Raw genomic sequence first — 18,622 nt, 5'->3', positions numbered from 1 at the left:
CGGCCACTCTCACGTTCGTGGCGCCGGGAACAGTTGCCTTCGCTGCGGATGATGCTGCCGCGGTCAAGACCGAGGACGGCAAGTATTTCGACAAGGAAGGAAACCCGACCTACAAAGTCGGGGCCGATGGCACGGTCGATTGGTACACCTACTCCGGATACCGTCGCTATCATTCCGAATGCCACGTCTGCCATGGCCCTGACGGGATGGGATCGACCTATGCGCCGGCGTTACAGGAGTCGCTGAAGACGATGAGCTACGGCGACTTCGTCTCGGTCGTCGCGAGCGGCCGCAAGAGCGGCAATTCCGTCATGCCAGCCCTCGGCGACAATCCCAATGTCGCCTGCTACATGGACGACCTTTATGTGTATCTGCGTGCCCGCGCCCATGACGCCGTCGGGCGCGTCCGCCCTGCGAAGAAGGAAGACAAACCCGACGCGTACACCGAGACAGAAAAGTCGTGCATGGGAAGCAAATGATCATGCCGAACATGCGAGGTGCAGTCTTGGTACGCCCGTGCAGCGATTTGAAAAGATAAGGTGGAGTTTACGATGAAGACCCGCGCTGCTGTCGCATTCGAAGCCAAGAAGCCGCTTGAAATTGTCGAGGTCGACCTGGAAGGCCCGAAGGCCGGCGAGGTCCTCGTCGAAATCAAGGCCACCGGAATCTGCCACACCGACGCCTACACACTCGACGGATTCGACAGCGAAGGAATCTTTCCTTCGATACTCGGTCATGAGGGTGCAGGCGTCGTCCGCGAAGTCGGGCCGGGCGTGACGTCGGTCAAGACCGGCGATCACGTGATTCCGCTCTACACGCCGGAATGCCGTCAGTGCAAAAGCTGTCTGAGCGGCAAGACCAACCTTTGCACAGCTATTCGCGCAACGCAGGGGAAGGGCGTGATGCCGGACGGCACCTCGCGCTTCAGCTATCAGGGCAAGCCGATCTTTCACTACATGGGCTGCTCGACGTTTTCGAACTTTACCGTGCTGCCGGAGATCGCGGTGGCAAAGATCCGCGAGGACGCGCCCTTCGACAAGAGCTGTTACATCGGTTGCGGGGTGACGACGGGCGTTGGCGCCGTGGTCAATACCGCCAAGGTGACCCCGGGCGCCAACGTCGTGGTGTTCGGTCTCGGCGGCATCGGGCTCAACGTCATCCAGGGTGCGAAGATGGTGGGCGCCGACAAGATCGTCGGCGTCGACATCAACGATTCCAAGGAGGATTGGGGCCGCCGTTTCGGCATGACCCATTTCGTCAACCCGACCAAGGTCAGCGATATCGTCCAGCATCTGGTTGGGCTTACCGACGGCGGCGCCGACTACACCTTCGACTGCACCGGAAATACCGGCGTGATGCGACAGGCGCTCGAAGCGTGCCACCGCGGCTGGGGCGTCTCGGTCATTATCGGGGTCGCGGAGGCCGGCAAGGAAATCGCCACCCGGCCGTTCCAGCTCGTGACCGGCCGCGTCTGGAAGGGCACGGCGTTTGGCGGCGCGCGCGGCCGCACGGATGTGCCGAAAATCGTCGACTGGTACATGAACGGAAAGATCGAGATCGATCCGATGATCACCCACGTCCTTAAGCTGGAGGAGATCAACAAGGGATTCGACCTCATGCACGAAGGCAAGTCGATCCGTTCGGTTGTCGTGTTCTGAATCGGGGAACTTCAAGCACAAGGAGGATAGGCCTATGACTGTTCATATCCACCCATTGATTGACAGCGGCGTAAAGCAGGGGACGGGCAACTTCGCCGGTGGCACCCTGGTCTGCAAATGCGCGGACAGGCCGGTCAAGGTTGCCATCAAGGGCGACGTGGCCCACAACCACGCCTGCGGCTGCACCAAATGCTGGAAGCCCGAAGGGGCGACCTTCTCCGTTGTCGCCGTGGTCCCGCGCGACAATGTGAAAGTCATCGAGAACGGCGACAAGCTGCAGATCGTCGACTCGGCGGCGGCGATTCAGCGTTACGCTTGCCAGGCTTGCGGGACGCATATGTACGGCCGGATCGAGAACACGGGGCATCCGTTCTACGGCCTCGACTTCATCCATCCCGAGCTGTTCCAGGAAGGCGGGTGGGCAGCTCCGGGGTTTGCGGCGTTCGTGTCGTCCGTGCTGGAGTCCGGCGTCCAACCGAGCGAGATGGACGGCATAAGGGCCCGGCTGAAGGAACTCGGACTGGAGCCGTATGATTGCCTGTCGCCGCCCTTGATGGATGCGATCTCAAGCCACGTGGCCAAGTCCAAGGCCAGGGCTGCTTGAACAAGGCTGCTTGAACAAGGCTGCTTGAGCAAACCGGCTTGCAGCGGGCACCTGCCTGAGCTCGCACGATAGGCAAAGTTGCGCTGATGGCAGTCAGCGCAACCGCGCTCTGAGAGTATGGCGAGGCGGTCCCATGCCTTTCCGTTGGGCCGACAGGTGAGCAGGCCTGCCGGCCGCTAGTCTTCAGCGATCGGGCCGGCGGTGCGTTCCGCGCCTAATCCCCAGACATCGGAGCCCTTCGAAGTCTTCGCGCAGTCGCCATGCCGCCATGGTTGTTTCAGGGCGTGCAATCGGCTGCACTTGACCGATCGTCTGATTTTGCATGCTGCGGTGCGGTGGCCTGTCATGGCGGCCGCGATGCTGGGGACGGACATTCCCGGGAGGTGTTGACCCATTGAGCGGTTCCCTTCTAAGGACGGTGCTGACCGCATAGATGCTTGCGAGGATTCCCACGATGCCGATCGTCACCGACGCCGCTTTCATTCTGCCCGACGATTTCGCCGGTGCCGCGCTGATGGGGCGCGTCTGGCGTCCCGATCTTGCCGGCCCGTCGGTGGTCGCGATCCGCCAGGACGGCGTGTTCGACATCACCGGGGACTTCCCTACTGCCAGCCAGCTTGCCGCCGCTGCCGATCCGGCCCAGGCGCTGCGCGCCGCGCGTGGCGAGCGGGTCGGCACACTGCAGGATCTCTTGAACAACACGCCGCCTGACACCCGCGATCCGACCAGGCCATGGCTGCTCGCCCCGATCGATCTGCAGGTGATCAAGGCCGCCGGCGTCACGTTCGCCGTGTCGATGCTGGAGCGGGTGATCGAGGAGCGGGCGCGCGGCAATCCGGATTCGGCCGAGGCGATCCGGGCCGAGGTGACGCGGATCGTCGGTACCGACCTGTCGCAACTGAAGCCGGGCTCGGCCGAAGCGCAGCATGTGAAGGACGTGCTGGTTTCCCAGAACGCCTGGAGCCAATATCTTGAGGTCGGCATCGGGCCGGACGCCGAGGTGTTTACCAAAGCGCCCGTGCTGTCGGCGGTCGGTACATGCATGGATGCGGGCCTGCATCCGAAATCGACCTGGAACAATCCGGAGCCGGAGGTCGTGCTGGTGGTGGCGAGCGATGGGCGCATCGTCGGCGCCACGCTCGGCAACGATGTCAATCTGCGCGACTTCGAGGGGCGTTCGGCGCTGCTTCTGTCCAAGGCAAAGGACAACAATGCCTCCTGCGCGATCGGTCCGTTCGTGCGGTTCTTCGACGCCGGATTCACGCTCGACGACGTCAGGAGAATGGAGATATCGCTGGAGGTGAAGGGGCCGGAGGGTTTTGTGCTGCACGGCGCATCCTCGCTGACCCAGATCAGCCGCGACCCGGCCGACATCGTCGGGCAGACGATCAACGAGAACCATCAATATCCCGACGGCTTTGTGCTGTTCCTCGGCACGATGTTCGCGCCGATTCAGGATCGCGCCGCGAAGGGGCAGGGGTTCACCCATGTCGAAGGCGATCTGGTGACGGTCGCCACGCCGAAGCTTGGCCGGCTGACCAACCGGATGCGTCACAGCGGCGATTGCGAGCCCTGGCAGTTCGGCTTGGCCGATCTCTTCGTCGCATTGATGCGCCGTAAGGGCGTCGGCCGCAGCAGCAACTAGCCGACGGAAGAAAGTTCGGAATCTATGCGCAAGTGGGCAGGAAGATAGCCGGCAGGATCGTCCACGCTATCCCAAGGAGCGAAAGCAGAATCAGAAGGTGTGATACGCCAAGCAGGAACCGAGAGCTGCCGGGGCTCTGGGCATGCCGGGTATTACCGCGATGGAGCGTCCATGCTGTCAGGAGGAGGGCGGTTAAAGCTGCGGCAGTGGCGAGAGCAATCGTGCAGGCCATCATGGTAGCCGCTGCGGCCGCTGGTCCAATGCAGATCAGCGCTTCGGCGGCGTAGACGATGGTCAGATGCACAAACCAGATAAGGAGCGGCGCAAGCACCAGCAGAAGATTGCCAAGAGATGGCTTGAAAGTGTGGCTCATCCCGCAAGCCTCGGAAATCCGTGCACGAGGAGAAGCCCCAGCAGGCCTTGGCCGACCGTGTAGTGATATAGCAGACCCAGATTGTCGAAGACCACGCGTCGTTTTCGATCAAGACGGCCAGCGAAGCTGCGCGCAATCGCAAATCCCGTCACGGCCAGAACCGCAAGGGTTAACTGCCCCTGCAGGAAGGCAGCCATATAGACCATCGCACCATGCGCATCGGATTCCGGGCGCAGCCCTGCCCGCCATTGCGCGAACACGTCGATCACCAGCGCGGCGGCAAGCGCGGCCGCGGCAAGACCGGCAAACCCTACGAAGGCGCCACTGCTGCGAGACCTTCCGGGTAAAACACGTCGGGCGATTTCCAGGATCGCACTGCCAAAAACAAGCAGCAAAGCCGATAAGACAGGGTATGCGATCGGTGCAAGCGCTGAAAGCCTCGGCCAAACCTGTGGTGAGACGGTCCACAAATAGAGGTAGGAAAACACATAAGAGAGATAGAGCGAACCGGCGACCAACAACAGGACGATCATGGCCCACCAGGCATGCGACAACGAACCGGTTGCATAGGTTGGGAGCTTGAGGTTCGCTCCGATATCGACGGGTGGCAGTGGCTTCAAGTCGCTACCCCACATCCACACGACCGTCATCGCAATTCCGAGCAGCCCGCAGATCAGCGCAAGCACCACCGCCTTGACGGTGAGCAACATGAAAAAGGCCGCCGTGAGCACCGCCGCCAAGAGCGGCGTCCAGCCTGGGCCGGGAAGGCGGAGCAAGTACTGCGGGGTTGCATCGAAGGGCGAGGTGACGATGGTTTCGCGCAGACCGGTGATCGAGCCGGGCAAGAAATGCCGTCCGTCTTCGACCTCCCTGGCTAGCTGCGGATGATGCCACAGCGGGTATGCACTGGTTAAGGCCGGAATGCTGCGGAGCCCATAGACATTATTGGGCAGCCACTCGAGGGTTGCTCCTCCCCAAATATTGCCCGCTGGTTTCGACATGGCGGGACGCAGGTTGCGAATTAGGTCGACCAGAAACATGGCAATGCCGGCGGCCAACAGAAAGGCGCCGATCGTGGAGATCATGTTCAGCACGTCCCATTGCATAACTGCCGGATAGGTATAGACGCGCCGCGGCATCCCCATCAGGCCGGTGAGGTGCATCGGAAAGAATGCGACGTTGAAGCCGGCGAACATCAGCCAGAAGATCCACTTTCCAAGTCGCTCGGACAGTGCCAGACGGCTAAATGCCGGCGCCCAGTAGTAAAATGCGCCGAACAGCGGAAACACCACTCCGCCGACCAGCACGTAATGGAAATGTGCGACAACGAAATAGGTGTCGTGCGCCTGCCAGTCGAACGGAACCATCGCGACCATTACGCCAGTGAGACCGCCGAGGCTGAAAATGAACAGGAAGCCCAGCACGAACAGGGACGGCGTTGTCCACCGCAAGCGGCCTGACGCGATTGTCGCGATCCACGCAAAAACCTGAATGCCACTTGGTAACGCCACCGCCATACTGGCGGCCGAAAAGAAACTAAGCGACAGCGCCGGAATTCCGGTGGTGAACATGTGGTGGACCCACAAGCCGAAGCTGAAGAAGCCGGTTGCGATCAGCGCCACGACGATAAGCCGATAGCCCACAAGTGGCGTACCGCACATGGTCGGCACGATCATCGACACCATGCCGGCAGCCGGCAGGAAAATGATGTATACTTCCGGATGTCCGAAGAACCAGAAAAGATGCTGCCAGAGCAACGCATCGCCGCCCCTCGCGGCGATGAAGAAAGGCCAATTGAACGCGCGTTCCAGTTCGAGCAGCAGCGTGGCAAGGATCACGGCTGGGAACGCGAAGACGATCATGCCGGCGAAGATCAGCATCGTCCACGCAAATATCGGCATCTGGTCAAGCCTCATGCCGGGTGCGCGGGTACGCAGCACGCCGACGATGATTTCTATTGCACCGGCGATCGCTGAGATCTCGATGAAACCGATACCCAGGAGCCAGAAGTCCGCCCCCGGTCCGGGCGAGAACTGCGAACTGGTCAGCGGCGGATACATGAACCAGCCGCCCGTTGGCGCGAGGTCGAAGAACAACGTGCTGAAGAAGATCAGACCGCCGACCAGATAGGCCCAGAACGCGTAAGCGCCGAGTCGCGGAAAAGGCAGGTCGCGCGCACCGAGCATCTGGGGAAGCAAAAGTATGCCCATTGCCTCGACAACGGGGACGGCGAACAGAAACATCATCACGGTGCCATGCATCGTGAAGATCTGATTGTAGGTGTTCTGGCTGAGGAAGGTATTGCTGGGCACCGCGAGCTGAAGGCGCATCAGCAGTGCGAGGATGCCCGCCAACAGGAAGAACAGCACAGCAGTACCGGCATAAAAAAGGCCGATCACGGTGTTGTTGACGTCAGTGACGATCCGCCAGCCTCTAGGCATAGCCCATATTGCTTCGAGCTGAGCCAATTCCTCGCTTGGCCGAGGTAGTGTGTTTGGGTAGGAGCTTGCGTCAGCCATCTAGTCTGCTGCCTTGATGCTCAGAAGGTAGGAAGCAAGCGCCTCCAGTTGCTGTGGCTGCAGGACACGAAACTCAGGCATCAAATTTCCGGGCTTGACGTGCTGGCCATCGACAATGAAGCGCATCAGGTTTTCGCGGGTCAGCGGCAGGGTATCGATGCCGACTGAGCGTCTCGCGCCGATATGCGTCAGATCCGGACCGACCGAGCCTGCGGCAGCGGTGCCGCGCACCGTGTGACATGCGCCGCAACCGGCCGCGAGGAAAATCGATCTTCCGTGCAAGCCGATGTCGGTCTCGGGCGTCGCGGGCACCGTCGCCGCACGCTCGAGCCAGGCCGCATAATCGGATGAAGACATGGCGATCACGTCCAGGGCCATGAGGGCATGAGGCCCGCCGCAATACTCGGCGCATTGTCCGCGATAGACCCCCGGCCGATCGACAGTGAGCTGCAACTGAGTTGTGCGCCCCGGGATCATGTCGACCTTTCCACCAAGGCTCGGCACCCAGAAACTGTGAATGACGTCAGCGGCCCTGAGTTTCAATGTGACCGGAGATCCAACCGGAATACGAATTTCATTGGCGCTGGCAATCTGTGGACCAGTAGGAGCGTGGTACATGACGCGCCACCACCATTGCTCTCCGACCACCTCGATGCTGATGGTGTTGCCGCCTTGAGGCAGGTTGAGGTGCGAACGCGTCACCCAAACGCCATAGACCAGAAGCACCGTCAGCGTCACGGCAGGAAAGGCAATGCCGAGCCAGATCACAGTGCTCTCTCGCGCCAGCGCTTGGCGTATTCGCAATGATCCGCGGACGGCGAGCAATAACGTCACGATCACGAGGACGAGCACGAATGTCCCGAACCCGAACAGAAACCAGGCTAATTCAGCAATCTGCACTGCCTGGTGACTGCTCGGATTCATCACCGATTGAACATCGCTGGTACATCCGCCGAGAAGCATAGAGGCGCCGAGCAGGTACCAGCATGGTCGGGCCGGTATCATTGATTCTCTTCTTTGGAAATTGACGCGCTTGTCGATGCAAAATAGGCCGCGACATCGTCGATCTGCTGCTCGTTTAGAGACCGGGCGATAGGCGCCATAATCGCATCGGTTGCTGAGGGGGATGTAATTCCCTTCTTCCAATTCCGCAGCCTATTGACGATGTAGGCGGCATGCTGTTCCGAAAGACGCGGATACGCGTTGAGCGCTGAGGCGCTGTGACAATTCATGCATGGGGGAATTCTTGCATTCGGATCCCCCCGCGTCGCGAGTTCGCGCCCACGCTCGACGGCCGTAACGTTCTCCAATCGGTTCGGCGCGCCCGGTCGCGCAAGCGTCGCATAGTAGCGTGCTACCCGCTCGCGTTCGGCGGGGGACAGTCCGCTTGCCACCGGCTGCATGATGCCGCTCGCGCGACGGCCCGCGGCAAAGTCTTCCAGCGCCGCAATCAGAAACTCGGCGGGCTGGCCGTGCAGCACCGGTACCAGGTGGCTTTTCGGTCCGCGGCGGTCCGCACCATGACAGCGCGCGCAGGCGCTCATCGCCCTCGAGGTATCCTCAGTGGTGGCGATCTCCCTCCCAATCTGCGGTCGAATTGACAACCCGCCAAGCGCCAGTTCGCGATAGCCGGCCGCATCAAGGGTGGGAAGTCGCTTGAGAAATGCGACCACCGCCCATACTTCGTCGTCGCGCTGCGGCGCGACCCAAGCCGGCATGCCGGTGTACTTGATGCCATGTTTGACAATCCAGAACAGCTCCCGATCGCGCCAATCCGGCACCGCCTTCGAAAGGTCAGGTGGAGGAGGCAACATGCTTTGTGCGATCGGGTCGATCGGAACGCCTGGTGCGCCGTGGCAATAGGCGCATCCATCGTGGAAATGAGCGGCGCCGAGTGTCGAGAGGTCGTTGCTGTAGGTTTGCGGAGCCTCGATGCCAAGCGCATGAGTCTTTACGGAATTACGCATTCCGAATGTAAGGATGGCGTTGGTCAGCGCGAAGTGGCCACGACTTGCTGCAACGCTGTAAAGACCGGACCATGCGAAGAGAAAGCCGCCGAGCGCGATTGCAACCAGACCATAGAGAATGAAACGGATGGTTCGTATCAGGCGTGGGCGTGAAACCAGGGACATCGCTAACGGCCGATGAGGAGCCTGCCGTCCGGCATGGGAGCCGCCGATGTTTCCGCGCGTGTTAATAACTGCACGGTGATGATCACGGCCGCGACCAGATAGCTCAGGGGACAGGCTGTGATCATGAGCAGGCCGGCTAGCTGTTGATCCTCCAGCGCGTGAAACAATGAGAAATGTTCAGGAGCGTCACCAAGATGGCTCGCGAACCCATAGAGCGTTCTCGGCGCGAAGATGAGCAGCGCCGCAAGCAGACATGTCAGTTTTCCAGTAAGCAGGAGCGCCGGAATTGTCTGCCACCGCGATGCGGCGGAAGTTGTCAGCAGGGACAGCCAGAAGAAGAGCGCAGCTAACAATAACGTTGCGTGGAACGTCAACCCAGCCCCCGGAGACCGGAGGAGAAGGTCATAGACCGCGGGGGAATGCCACGTCCAGAGCAGAACAATCTGAAGGAAAGTCGCGGTCCAAAGCCAAAACGGTCGGGTGCTGCCGATGTGCCGGCGAGTAACGATCAGCGCGGCGACTGAGGGCGCGATGATATTCATCGACGCGATGTGCAGCACCATATGGGTCGAGAAATGACCCAGATCGTAAACCAAAAGCACCGCCGCCCCAGTCAAGAGAACGGCAGTAGCGCTCGCGATGGCGGGACTGGTCATCCGGACGTTCAACGGTCTGGCTTATCGCCCTCAACGGGCACCAAACATCAAGTCTAAGTTCCCAAAGATGTTCCCCTTCGCGCGTCGCTTGGCGCAGCAGTGCACCTAAGGGAACTTACGGAACAAATCAGCATTGAAGGATGAGGCGTTCATGGCTCGCAGGCGCGAAGCAGGAGCATGATATGGCTCGGAGATCGATCTGGACGCGGTACGGGTTCGCCTGGGTTACTGGGGCTTTATTTCTGATCACGCTGACCGGTCACTGGATATTCGGCTGGTATGCCTACGCGAACGAGCAGCTTGCTCTCAAGCAGCCGGTTGAAATCAGCGACTACACCATGCAGATGATGCGTGACATGCTGGAGAACTGGCAATCTGAGTTTTTGCAACTGCTTTGGCAGGTGGCCGGTCTGGCCATTTTGTTGCACGTCGGCTCGCCGCAATCCAAGGAGGGCGAGGACCGGATAGAGGCCAAGATCGACGCTATACTGCTTGCTGTGGAGCCGAAGAAGGGCGACACCCTCCTGAAGGAAATCGATGACGAGTATGAAGGGCGTCATACGGACTCCGGCTTTGTACGGAAGCTGGAGCGTCGACATAGCTGAGCCCACCGTCGGCCGGCCGCACGTTTCTTGTGCATGTCGAGCTCGCATAGCGGTATTAATATCCGTGAGCGCATCAGATACGGGCCGGCTCATGTGACGCGCCACCCTACGAGAGTGACTCGCCCTAATTCCCTGTTGTACGATCCTGACCAACGACAACCCGGGATGTATCCGCAATGGCGAAAATCAGGATCGGTCTGGCCGGCTGCGGCTTCGTGTCCGAGCTGCACATGCACGCCTATCGGCGCGTTTATGGCCTGGATGTCGAGGTCAGGGCTGTTGCAGCGAGGGGCAGTTATGTCCTCGAGTTTGCCAATCGTCACCAGATCCCGGCGGTATACCGCAGCTTTGTCGATCTGATCGCCGACGGCGAGCTCGATGTGATCGACATCTGCACGCCACCCAATTTGCACACTTCGATGATTGTCGATGCGATGCAGGCCGGCAAACACGTTATCTGCGAAAAGCCATTCGCCGGCTATTTCGGCCGGGATGGCGACAGGGCGCCGATCGGTAAGCACGTGCCGAAGGCATTAATGTATGAGCGCGTGCTGGACGAAATGGCGCAGACCCGTGCGGCGATCAACAGGACCGGCAAGCTCTTCATGTATGCGGAGGACTGGATTTATGCGCCGGCAGTGACCAAGACCGCCGAGATCCTCAAGGCCACGAAAGACAAAATCCTGTTCATGAAGGGGGAGGAGAGCCACTCCGGCTCGCACGCGGCGCACGCCGCGCAATGGGCGATGACCGGCGGCGGCTCGCTGATCCGGATGGGATGCCATCCGCTTTCGGCGGTGCTTTATCTTAAGCAGGTTGAGGCGAAGGCTCGCGGTGAGACGATTGGCGTTGCGAGCGTGACGTGTGACGTCGGCAATGTGACGGCTATCCTCAAACCGGAGGAGCGTACCTACATCAAGGCCAATCCGGTCGACGTCGAGGATTGGGGCACGCTCACGGTGACCTTCTCCGATGGCACCAAGGCGACGGTGCTTTCCGGCGACATGATCATGGGTGGCGTCCGCAACCTGATCGAGACCTATACCAGCGGCGGCTCGCTATTCGCCAACATCACGCCGAACACGCACATGATGAGCTACCAGACCAGTGAGGAGAAGCTTGCCGGCGTCTATATCACCGAAAAGGTCGACCGCAAGACCGGCTGGCAATATGTCTGTCTTGAGGAGGAATGGACGCGCGGCTATACGCAGGAAATCCAGGACTTCATGGAGTGCGTCGCCAGCGGCCGGCAACCGCTCTCCGATCTGGCGCTGGCGTTTGAGACGATCAAAGTCAACTACGCCGGCTATTGGGCAGCTGAGGAGGGACGGCGCGTCACGCTGTGAGCCGTGACGAGATGAGGTCGAATACTAGCCGCGAAAGAACTGCGCTCCCTCTCCCGCTCTTCGCGGGGAGGGTTGGGGTGGGGGTGCCGCAGCGAGTCACACTGTTCGTGTGGAGAGAATTTCCCCACCCGTATCGCATCTTCGAAGCGATACGACCTCCCTCGCAAGGGCTCGCAAGCGGGATAGGTAAGACCGCGATCGCGAACAGACTGATTAGATCATTTCAGCCCTTACGCCGCATAGACCGATGACTTCGGCAGCGGGAACACTGGATCCCGCGTCCTGATGCTGGTGGGCCAGACCACCGAGATATGCTCGCCGGCATTTTGCATCACGACCGGGGTTGAGCGCTCGTTCTGGCCGGAGAGCGGCGTACCGGGCCGATAGAATTTCACGCCGTAGCCCTGGATAGTGCCGCCCGGCGGGATGTCCACGTCGAGTGCCGCCTTGCGAACCGCTTCGGGATCGAAGCCGCCGTATTTTTCCTTCGCCACCGGCAGCACGTTGTTGAGCAGGATCCAGGTCTGGTTGAAACCCATCGAACAATGCGGCGGAACGTCGGTCGCGCTGGTTTTCTCTTTGTAGCGCGCGACCATGATCTTGGTGAGATCGCCGATGCCGGGCGCGAGTTTTGCGGGATCGAGCAATTGCGCCGGCACCGGATCGATGTTGCAGAAATTGTCGATGTCCGCGCCGAAGGTCGCGCGCAACTTGTCGAGCTGGCTGTAGCCTGCGCCGGCGCCGAACAGCATCTTGAACTTGAGGCCGTTCTCCCGCGCTTGGCGCAGGAACAGAGTGATGTCCGGATTGTATCCGGCATGGGAAATCACGTCAGCCCTGGCGCGCTTGATCTTGGTCACCAACACCGACAGGTCGGGGGCCGACGCTGAATAGCCTTCCTTGAGCACGACTTGCAGGCCGGCCTCCTTCGCATAGGCTTCGTCGGCCACGGCAACGCCGACCCCGTAAGGGCCGTCCTCGTGAATCAGCGCCACCTTGACGTCCTTGGGCTCCATGCCGAGCTTGGCTTTGGCGTGCTCGCTGATGAAGCTCGCAAAAGCCTGGCCATACTGGTCGGAATGAATTTGTGCGCGGAAGACGTATTGCAGGTTCTTGTCCTTGAATACGGCGGTCGAAACCGCAGTCGTGATCCAGAGGATCTTTTTCTGCTGTTCGACCTTGGCCGCGAGCGGGACCGCGTGCGAACTCGCGTAGACACCGTTGATGATGTCGATCTTCTCCTGGTCGATCAGGCGATTGGCTTCATTGATCGCCACATCCGGCTTGCTCTGGGAATCGGCAGCGACAGGGGAGACCTTGTACTTGCCGCCGATGCCGCCCTTTTCGTTCACGAGGTCGATGGCAATCTGCGCGCCGATGGAGGAGGCGACCGACCCGCCGGCGGCAAAGGGGCCCGTCAAGTCGTAGATCAGACCGATGCGTACCGTCTCAGCTTGCGCCTGCGCGCGGCTCCAATCGAAACTGAATGCAGCGGCGGCCGCCGCAGAAGTCTTCAGCAGTGTTCTGCGTGAAGTCGGCATCGTGTCCTCCCCTGAATATCGTTATCGCCGGGACTGGTTTTTCCAGTTCTCGGCCAAGTATTTGGAGAATACAGCGAGAAGTCAACCGGCGCACATTCGTCGCTTCAACGTATAAGGCCGCGTACGTCGCGGTCCGTTGATGCCGCTCGCCAGTGGGATGGTGAAGCTACCTGCGCCGGAAAGTATTTGTGTCGGAAACTGCCCGCTTTGGGCGGCGAGGTTTGCCGATCTCGCGCAGCGTCTGGAACGCGGCATAGTGCAGTTTGCTGCAGTTGCGTCGGACAAACCGCGTGAATTTTTAAAGACGAAGGCCACGCCTAACAAAATTTGTACGCCGCCTCTTTTTGGCCGAGTTCAGCCTTTCAGTTTGTCAAACCATCGCGCATCCGCCATCACTCCATGGCATCAGTGCAGAAAGCGAGACGAAAATGTCATCGCCTTCAGACCAGACTCGGCGCACAATCCTCCTGACCGCCCTCGCAAGTGCGGTGCACGCATCGGCGCCTCGATCGGCCGCTGCCGAAGAGGACGCCCCTGGCAGCGACCTGCGACCTCAAAAGGCCGACGTCCTGGTCTTCGCCGAAGGAGATCATGCGGGTGAAGTGATCAAGCCGCAGGATCTAAAACCCGGCGGACCAGCCGTCCGCGCCTGGCCAAAGGATCCCAAAACCTCAGTGGTCCGCAAAGGCTCGCGGTTGAATGAGGTGGTAGTCGTAAAGCTTGATCCAGCCGAACTTGATGACAGCACGCGCCCGCGGTCGGCCGACGGCATCGTTGCGTATTCGGTAATTTGTTCCCATGCCGGGTGCCCCATCACGGCGTGGGGGAAGGCAGCGCAGGGCGACAAGGACGTCCTTAAGTGCGTTTGCCATAATTCCGAGTTCGACCCCCGGCAAAGCGCGCAAGTGGTGTTTGGACCAGCGCCGCGGCGCCTTGCGGCACTCCCGCTGGTAATAGCCGACGGCTCGCTCACCATAGCTGCGACATTCGTTGGAAAGGTAGGAGCACAGCAAGGAGGGTGACGGCCGCCCGCATCAGATGCCGCACGACTAAAAAAGATGAAGAAAACAAACAGGGAGCTAGCGTCCATGACCATGAAGCAATGGCTATTGTCGAGCTTTGTTGCGTCCACGTGCCTGTTTTCAATCGCTGCCATTGCCGGCCCGATTGAGAAATACACCCCGGTGACCGCCGACCGCCTGAAGAACCCGGAACCCGGCAACTGGATGCTCTATCGCCGAACCTATGACGGCCAGGGATACAGCCCGCTCGACCAGATCAATACTTCGAACGTAAAAGACCTGGTGCCGGTGTGGACCTTCTCGACCGGCGTGATTGAGGGGCACGAGGCGCCGCCGATCGTAAACAATGGCGTGATGTTCGTCGCCACCCCACAGGGCCAGGTGATCGCCCTCAACGCCAAGACAGGCGATGAGTACTGGCGTTACAAACGCCAGCTCCCCGACGATCTCTTCCAATTGCACCCGACCAACCGCGGGGTGGGATTGTGGCAGGACAAGCTGTACCTGGCTACAACGGATGACCATGTGGTCGCGCTCGATGCCAAAACCGGCAAGGTCCTGTGGGATACCAAAGTCCAGGACTACAAAAAGGGTCAGTACCTGACCCTGATGCCGCTGGTTGTCGATGGCAAGGTTATCGTCGGTGCCGCCGGCGGTGAATTCGGCGTGCGCGGCTATGTCGTCGCCTATGATGCCAATAACGGCAAAGAATTGTGGCGGACCTTCACCATTCCCGGCCCAGGCGAACCGGGCCACGAGACCTGGAGCGGCGACGACTGGAAAACGGGCGGCGGCTCTGCGTGGATGACGGGCAACTACGATCCCGACACCCGGACCATTTACTGGGGCACCGGCAACGCCGCCCCGTGGCCGGGAGATACTCACCCCGGCGACAATCTCTACACAACCTCGGTGCTAGCGCTCGACCCGGATAGCGGCAAGATCAAAACCTATTTCCAGTACCATCAGAACGATTCCTGGGATTGGGACGAGGTGGATGCGCCAATGCTGATCGACCTGCAGCGGGATGGTCGCATCTTCAAGAGCCTCATCCATCCGGGACGCAACGCGATCTTCTGGGTACTCGAGCGCAAGCCGGACAGCATCAAGTATGTGGCCGGCTGGCCTTATGTCTATACCGACGTCTGGAAGGGCATTGAGCCCGAGACGGGCAAGCCGATCGTCGATCCGGCTCACAAGCCGGTTATGGGCAAGCGGGTTGAGTTCTGTCCGTCGTTATGGGGCGGCAAGGACTGGCCGTCGGCGGCCTATAGTCCGAAGACCCGCTTGGTCTATATTCCCGCCAACGAGAATTTCTGCGGCGGCTTTACCGGCGAGAAGGTGCCGTTGGTGCCCGGTCAGCTTTGGCTCGGGACCAAGCCCGAAGATATCGGTCTGAAGGTTCGCGCCGGCGCCACGCATTTTGGTGAGCTGCAGGCGTGGGATCCGGCGACGGGAAAGAAGGTGTGGTCGCATCTTTTCCCCAGATCGCACCTGTTTGGGTCGGTGACGGCGACCGCGGGCGACCTGATCTTTGTCGGAGGTACCAACGACCGGATGTTCCGCGCCTTCCACGCCAAGACCGGCGAACTGCTTTGGGAGCAGAAGACCAATTCCGGCATCATGGGCATGCCGGTCGCCTACGAAGTGGACGGGACACAGTATATCGCGATCCAGTCCGGGTGGGGTGTAGACGCCCAGCGCATCCAGGACGCGCTGACGACCAACAACATCGGTATCGAGAACAACGTGCCGCAGGGCGGCGTCGTCTGGGTGTTTGCCCTCAAGAAGTAACCGCCAGAGGCAATTTGCCGAGACGGCAACGGAGCGGCGCGAAAAAAGCGGCGGACGAACGTCCGCCGCTTTCAGGTTGGCTTGTTTTTATTTGCCCTTGGTCTCGACCTTCCGCTTTTCGTCTTCGTTCATTTGCTTGATCATCGGATCCCGGCTGGCTTCGCCGGTGGTCTGCGTTGTCGTGGCCGGTGGGCTTTCGCTTGGCATCGAGGTTTGCCCCGGCGGTGTTGTTGCTGGCCGCGTTGCGGTCGCGGGCGGCGGCGACGTGGTTTGAGCGGTCGCCGCCTGGGCAGTCAACAGAAGCACGCTCGACAGCAGCGACACCGCGAGCGCCGTTGAGTTGGGTTTCATCGGTCTGGCTCCTCCTAGATCAACGAAAACGGCCCGTGCGGTCTAACGTTCCTCCTTACGCTTCCAATTGCTTGCCGATCGGCAGTGCGCGGATGCGCTTGCCGGTCGCGGCGAAGATCGCGTTGATCAGCGCCGGCGCAACGGGCGGCACGCCCGGCTCACCGACGCCGCTGGGCGGCGTGTCCGGTCCGGGAGGCACGATATAGACGTTGGTCACGGCAGGGGATTCGTCGATCCGGAGCACCGGGAAATCGTCGAAATTGCCCTGTTGTACCTTGCCGTCCTTGAAGGTGATCGCGCCAGTTTTGGCGAAGCTCAGGCCCATGATCACAGCGCCTTCCATCTGCGCCTGGATCCGCTCCGGATTGACGTAGGTTCCGCAATCGATCGCGGTATCCACGCGGGGCACGGTGAGCTTGCCCTTATCGTCGATTGCTACCTCGACAATGGTCGCGATATAGCTGACGAAGCTGCGGTGCACGGCAATGCCGAGCCCGTGGCCCTTGGGCACGGATCGTCCCCAGCCGCCCTTGTCCGCGACGAGCTCGACGACCTTGCGAAGACGCGCGGTGTCGATCGGATAGCTGTCATAGGGCTCGCCATAGTTCCAGAGGTCTTTCACGGAATCGAGCTTGACGATCCGCGGAGAGCCGATCAGCTCCAGCAGCATGTCCTTTTGATCGCGTTTGGTGGCGTGGGCGATTTCGGCGACCATGGACTGCACCGCAAACGCGCGGGGAATGTTCGATACCGAGCGGAACCAGCCGATGCGGGTATGCGCGGCCGCTTCCGGATTTTCGCACTGGACGTTGGCGATCTCGAAGGGCATGTCGACCAGCCCCATGCCGAGTTCAAACGGTGCCTGATGCAGCGCACCGGCGGCAAATGTCGAGGCGATGCTCGGCGCGACGCTGCGATGCCGCCAGGCCGTCACCTTGCCGTTCTTGTCGAGACCGGCCTCGATGCGTTCCACCGAGACGGTGTGCAGGAAGCCGTTGCGAACGTCGTCTTCCCGGGTCCATTGCACCTTGACAGGAGCGCCGAGCTCCTTTGAAAGCAGCGCCGCTTCGATGGCGAAATCGCACTTCGACTTGCGCCCGAAGCCGCCGCCGAGCAGCGTGACATTGACGGTGACGTTCTCCTGGGGAATGCCGAGCGTCTTGGCGACGTCTTCGCGCGTTCCGCCCGCGCTTTGCACCGGCGCCCAGATCTCGGCCCTGTCGCCCTTGACGTCCGCAACCGCGACCGGCGGCTCCATGGCGACGTGGGCATGATGCGGCAGGTAGTACTCACCCACGATCACCTTGTCGGCGCTCTTCAAGGCGGCGTCCACGTCGCCTTCCTTGCGCACGACCAGGCCGGGCTTGCGCGCTGCTCCCTCGAGCTGAGCCCGGTAGGCGACCGAGTCGTATTTGCCGTTTGGCCCGTCATCCCAAACGATCTTCAACGCGTCACGTCCCTTGATGGCCGCGCCGGTGTTGCGCGCGATTACGGCGACCCCGCCGAGCGGTTGGAATTTTGAGGGCCACGGCCAGCCCTTGACCTCCAGGACCTTCTCGACGCCGGAAACCTTCATCGCTTCCGACCCCTCGAACGACACGACCTTGCCGCCGGTCACCGGCGGCCGGGCAATGACGGCATATTTCATGCCGGGCAGGCGGACGTCGGCGCCGTAACGCGCGGTGCCCACCGTGATGTCGTGAAGGTCGACAATGCCGATCGCGCCCTTGCCGAGATAGCGGAAGTCCTTCGGATCTTTCAGCTTCAGGCCTTCGACACTCGGCACCGACCCCTTGGCAGCATCGGCCGCCAAGTCTCCGAAGCCAATGCGGCGTCCGCTTGCACTATGGACGACCTCGTGATTGACGGCCTTCACCTCGGTTGCCGGCACGCCCCAGCGTTTCGCCGCGGCTGTTTCGAGCATGGTGCGGGCCGAGGCGCCGATCTGGCGCATTGGCATCAGGTAATGCCGCGTGCTGCGCGATCCATCGGTATCCTGGTTGCCGAACTTGACCTCGTCGCCAGGCGCCTGCTGGACGCGAACGCGCGACCAGTCGGCTTCCATCTCTTCGGCGACTATCATCGGCAGGCTGGTGCGGACACCGGTTCCCATCTCGGCGCGATGCGCGACGATCGTCACCGTTCCGTCGGATGCAACAGAAACGAAGACGCGCGGGTCCACCACGACACCGTGCGGCATCTTGTCCGCGCCGGTCTGGTACGCGGCAAAGCCTGGGCGTGACATCACAGGCGCGGCCAAAACGAAGCCGCCGGCCAGGCCGAGGCCCTTCAGGATGCTGCGGCGTGAGACGTTGTCGATTTTGATGTACCGCTCAAAACCACGGAGCTTTCTGGGATTGGTGAGGACATTCATGA

General features: G+C 61.0%; 16 protein-coding genes. 8 read left to right on the top strand and 8 right to left on the bottom strand.

The genetic code is table 11. The features are described from left to right. Nucleotides 1-17 precede the first annotated feature (17 nt). The 4 genes from RX328_RS31110 to RX328_RS31095 all read left to right on the top strand — a co-directional run bounded on the left by RX328_RS31110 (nt 18) and on the right by RX328_RS31095 (nt 3,907). On the top strand, nt 18-479 hold the full coding sequence (locus RX328_RS31110; RefSeq protein ID WP_312018029.1) for a c-type cytochrome, methanol metabolism-related: 462 nt from the start codon (nt 18-20) through the stop codon (nt 477-479). Nucleotides 480-551: 72 nt separating this feature from the next. After that, a complete protein-coding gene (locus RX328_RS31105; RefSeq protein WP_213252301.1) occupies nt 552-1,658 on the top strand; it encodes an S-(hydroxymethyl)glutathione dehydrogenase/class III alcohol dehydrogenase in 1,107 nt (368 codons plus the stop codon). 34 nt (nt 1,659-1,692) lie between these two features. Continuing rightward, nucleotides 1,693-2,262, top strand: a complete 570-nt coding sequence (gfa, locus tag RX328_RS31100; protein WP_213252300.1) for an S-(hydroxymethyl)glutathione synthase — start codon at nt 1,693-1,695, stop codon at nt 2,260-2,262. A 454-nt stretch (nt 2,263-2,716) separates the two neighbouring features. Further along, the gene (locus tag RX328_RS31095) at nt 2,717-3,907 is read left to right on the top strand and encodes a fumarylacetoacetate hydrolase family protein (protein WP_213252299.1); all 1,191 of its coding nucleotides are present in this window, start codon (nt 2,717-2,719) and stop codon (nt 3,905-3,907) included. 22 nt (nt 3,908-3,929) lie between these two features. Here the strand turns inward: RX328_RS31095 and RX328_RS31090 are convergent, their stop codons facing one another. From RX328_RS31090 to RX328_RS31070, 5 genes are all read right to left on the bottom strand, one after another. Beyond that, a complete protein-coding gene (locus RX328_RS31090; protein WP_213252298.1) occupies nt 3,930-4,280 on the bottom strand; it encodes a hypothetical protein in 351 nt (116 codons plus the stop codon). After that, nucleotides 4,277-6,799 carry a cytochrome c oxidase subunit I gene (gene ctaD / locus RX328_RS31085; RefSeq protein WP_213252297.1) on the bottom strand — a complete coding sequence of 841 codons (2,523 nt, stop codon included), beginning with the start codon at nt 6,797-6,799 and terminating at the stop codon, nt 4,277-4,279. Before ctaD ends, RX328_RS31090 begins: the two co-directional genes overlap by 4 nt. After that, nucleotides 6,800-7,723 (bottom strand): cytochrome c oxidase subunit II, encoded by a 924-nt coding sequence (gene coxB, locus RX328_RS31080; protein WP_249726518.1) that lies wholly within the window; start codon nt 7,721-7,723, stop codon nt 6,800-6,802. Between the two features lie 77 nt (nt 7,724-7,800). Continuing rightward, a complete protein-coding gene (locus RX328_RS31075; protein ID WP_213252296.1) occupies nt 7,801-8,931 on the bottom strand; it encodes a c-type cytochrome in 1,131 nt (376 codons plus the stop codon). A gap of 2 nt (nt 8,932-8,933) precedes the next feature. Beyond that, entirely contained in the window at nt 8,934-9,587 is a 654-nt protein-coding gene (locus tag RX328_RS31070; protein ID WP_213252295.1) for a cytochrome c oxidase assembly protein, read from the bottom strand. A 182-nt stretch (nt 9,588-9,769) separates the two neighbouring features. Between RX328_RS31070 and RX328_RS31065 the strand changes: the two genes are divergently transcribed. Together RX328_RS31065 and RX328_RS31060 are read left to right on the top strand one after the other, a co-directional pair. Beyond that, complete coding sequence (locus tag RX328_RS31065; RefSeq protein ID WP_213252294.1) at nt 9,770-10,192, top strand: DUF6766 family protein; 423 nt, start codon at nt 9,770-9,772, stop codon at nt 10,190-10,192. Nucleotides 10,193-10,368: 176 nt separating this feature from the next. Then, nucleotides 10,369-11,538, top strand: a complete 1,170-nt coding sequence (locus RX328_RS31060; RefSeq protein WP_213252293.1) for a Gfo/Idh/MocA family protein — start codon at nt 10,369-10,371, stop codon at nt 11,536-11,538. A 230-nt stretch (nt 11,539-11,768) separates the two neighbouring features. Here RX328_RS31060 and RX328_RS31055 read toward each other — a convergent pair whose 3' ends face one another. Then, nucleotides 11,769-13,079 carry an ABC transporter substrate-binding protein gene (locus tag RX328_RS31055; protein ID WP_213252292.1) on the bottom strand — a complete coding sequence of 437 codons (1,311 nt, stop codon included), beginning with the start codon at nt 13,077-13,079 and terminating at the stop codon, nt 11,769-11,771. A gap of 428 nt (nt 13,080-13,507) precedes the next feature. Here RX328_RS31055 and RX328_RS31050 point away from each other — a divergent pair, with 428 nt between their 5' ends. Then, the gene (locus RX328_RS31050) at nt 13,508-14,101 is read left to right on the top strand and encodes a ubiquinol-cytochrome c reductase iron-sulfur subunit (RefSeq protein ID WP_213252398.1); all 594 of its coding nucleotides are present in this window, start codon (nt 13,508-13,510) and stop codon (nt 14,099-14,101) included. Nucleotides 14,102-14,167: 66 nt separating this feature from the next. Then, nucleotides 14,168-15,895, top strand: coding sequence for a methanol/ethanol family PQQ-dependent dehydrogenase (locus RX328_RS31045; RefSeq protein ID WP_317258542.1), 1,728 nt, complete (start codon nt 14,168-14,170; stop codon nt 15,893-15,895). Between the two features lie 87 nt (nt 15,896-15,982). Here the strand turns inward: RX328_RS31045 and RX328_RS31040 are convergent, their stop codons facing one another. Next, nucleotides 15,983-16,246 carry a hypothetical protein gene (locus tag RX328_RS31040; protein ID WP_213257595.1) on the bottom strand — a complete coding sequence of 88 codons (264 nt, stop codon included), beginning with the start codon at nt 16,244-16,246 and terminating at the stop codon, nt 15,983-15,985. 55 nt (nt 16,247-16,301) lie between these two features. Continuing rightward, nucleotides 16,302-18,620 carry a xanthine dehydrogenase family protein molybdopterin-binding subunit gene (locus RX328_RS31035; protein WP_317258543.1) on the bottom strand — a complete coding sequence of 773 codons (2,319 nt, stop codon included), beginning with the start codon at nt 18,618-18,620 and terminating at the stop codon, nt 16,302-16,304. Nucleotides 18,621-18,622 lie beyond the last annotated feature (2 nt).

This window comes from Bradyrhizobium sp. sBnM-33 (assembly GCF_032917945.1).
Classification (GTDB): Bacteria; Pseudomonadota; Alphaproteobacteria; order Rhizobiales; family Xanthobacteraceae; genus Bradyrhizobium.
Note: the sequence above shows the minus strand (reverse complement) of the source record. Positions and strands in the feature narration are given on the sequence as shown.

Coding starts and splice junctions, on each gene's coding strand:
- RX328_RS31105 (WP_213252301.1), top strand. CDS start 552: ATGAAGACCCGCGCTGCTGTCGCATTCGAAGCCAAGAAGCCGCTTGAA.
- gfa (WP_213252300.1), top strand. CDS start 1,693: ATGACTGTTCATATCCACCCATTGATTGACAGCGGCGTAAAGCAGGGG.
- RX328_RS31095 (WP_213252299.1), top strand. CDS start 2,717: ATGCCGATCGTCACCGACGCCGCTTTCATTCTGCCCGACGATTTCGCC.
- RX328_RS31090 (WP_213252298.1), bottom strand. CDS start 4,280: ATGAGCCACACTTTCAAGCCATCTCTTGGCAATCTTCTGCTGGTGCTT.
- ctaD (WP_213252297.1), bottom strand. CDS start 6,799: ATGGCTGACGCAAGCTCCTACCCAAACACACTACCTCGGCCAAGCGAG.
- coxB (WP_249726518.1), bottom strand. CDS start 7,723: ATGAATCCGAGCAGTCACCAGGCAGTGCAGATTGCTGAATTAGCCTGG.
- RX328_RS31075 (WP_213252296.1), bottom strand. CDS start 8,931: ATGTCCCTGGTTTCACGCCCACGCCTGATACGAACCATCCGTTTCATT.
- RX328_RS31070 (WP_213252295.1), bottom strand. CDS start 9,587: ATGACCAGTCCCGCCATCGCGAGCGCTACTGCCGTTCTCTTGACTGGG.
- RX328_RS31065 (WP_213252294.1), top strand. CDS start 9,770: ATGGCTCGGAGATCGATCTGGACGCGGTACGGGTTCGCCTGGGTTACT.
- RX328_RS31060 (WP_213252293.1), top strand. CDS start 10,369: ATGGCGAAAATCAGGATCGGTCTGGCCGGCTGCGGCTTCGTGTCCGAG.
- RX328_RS31055 (WP_213252292.1), bottom strand. CDS start 13,079: ATGCCGACTTCACGCAGAACACTGCTGAAGACTTCTGCGGCGGCCGCC.
- RX328_RS31050 (WP_213252398.1), top strand. CDS start 13,508: ATGTCATCGCCTTCAGACCAGACTCGGCGCACAATCCTCCTGACCGCC.
- RX328_RS31045 (WP_317258542.1), top strand. CDS start 14,168: ATGACCATGAAGCAATGGCTATTGTCGAGCTTTGTTGCGTCCACGTGC.
- RX328_RS31040 (WP_213257595.1), bottom strand. CDS start 16,246: ATGAAACCCAACTCAACGGCGCTCGCGGTGTCGCTGCTGTCGAGCGTG.
- RX328_RS31035 (WP_317258543.1), bottom strand. CDS start 18,620: ATGAATGTCCTCACCAATCCCAGAAAGCTCCGTGGTTTTGAGCGGTAC.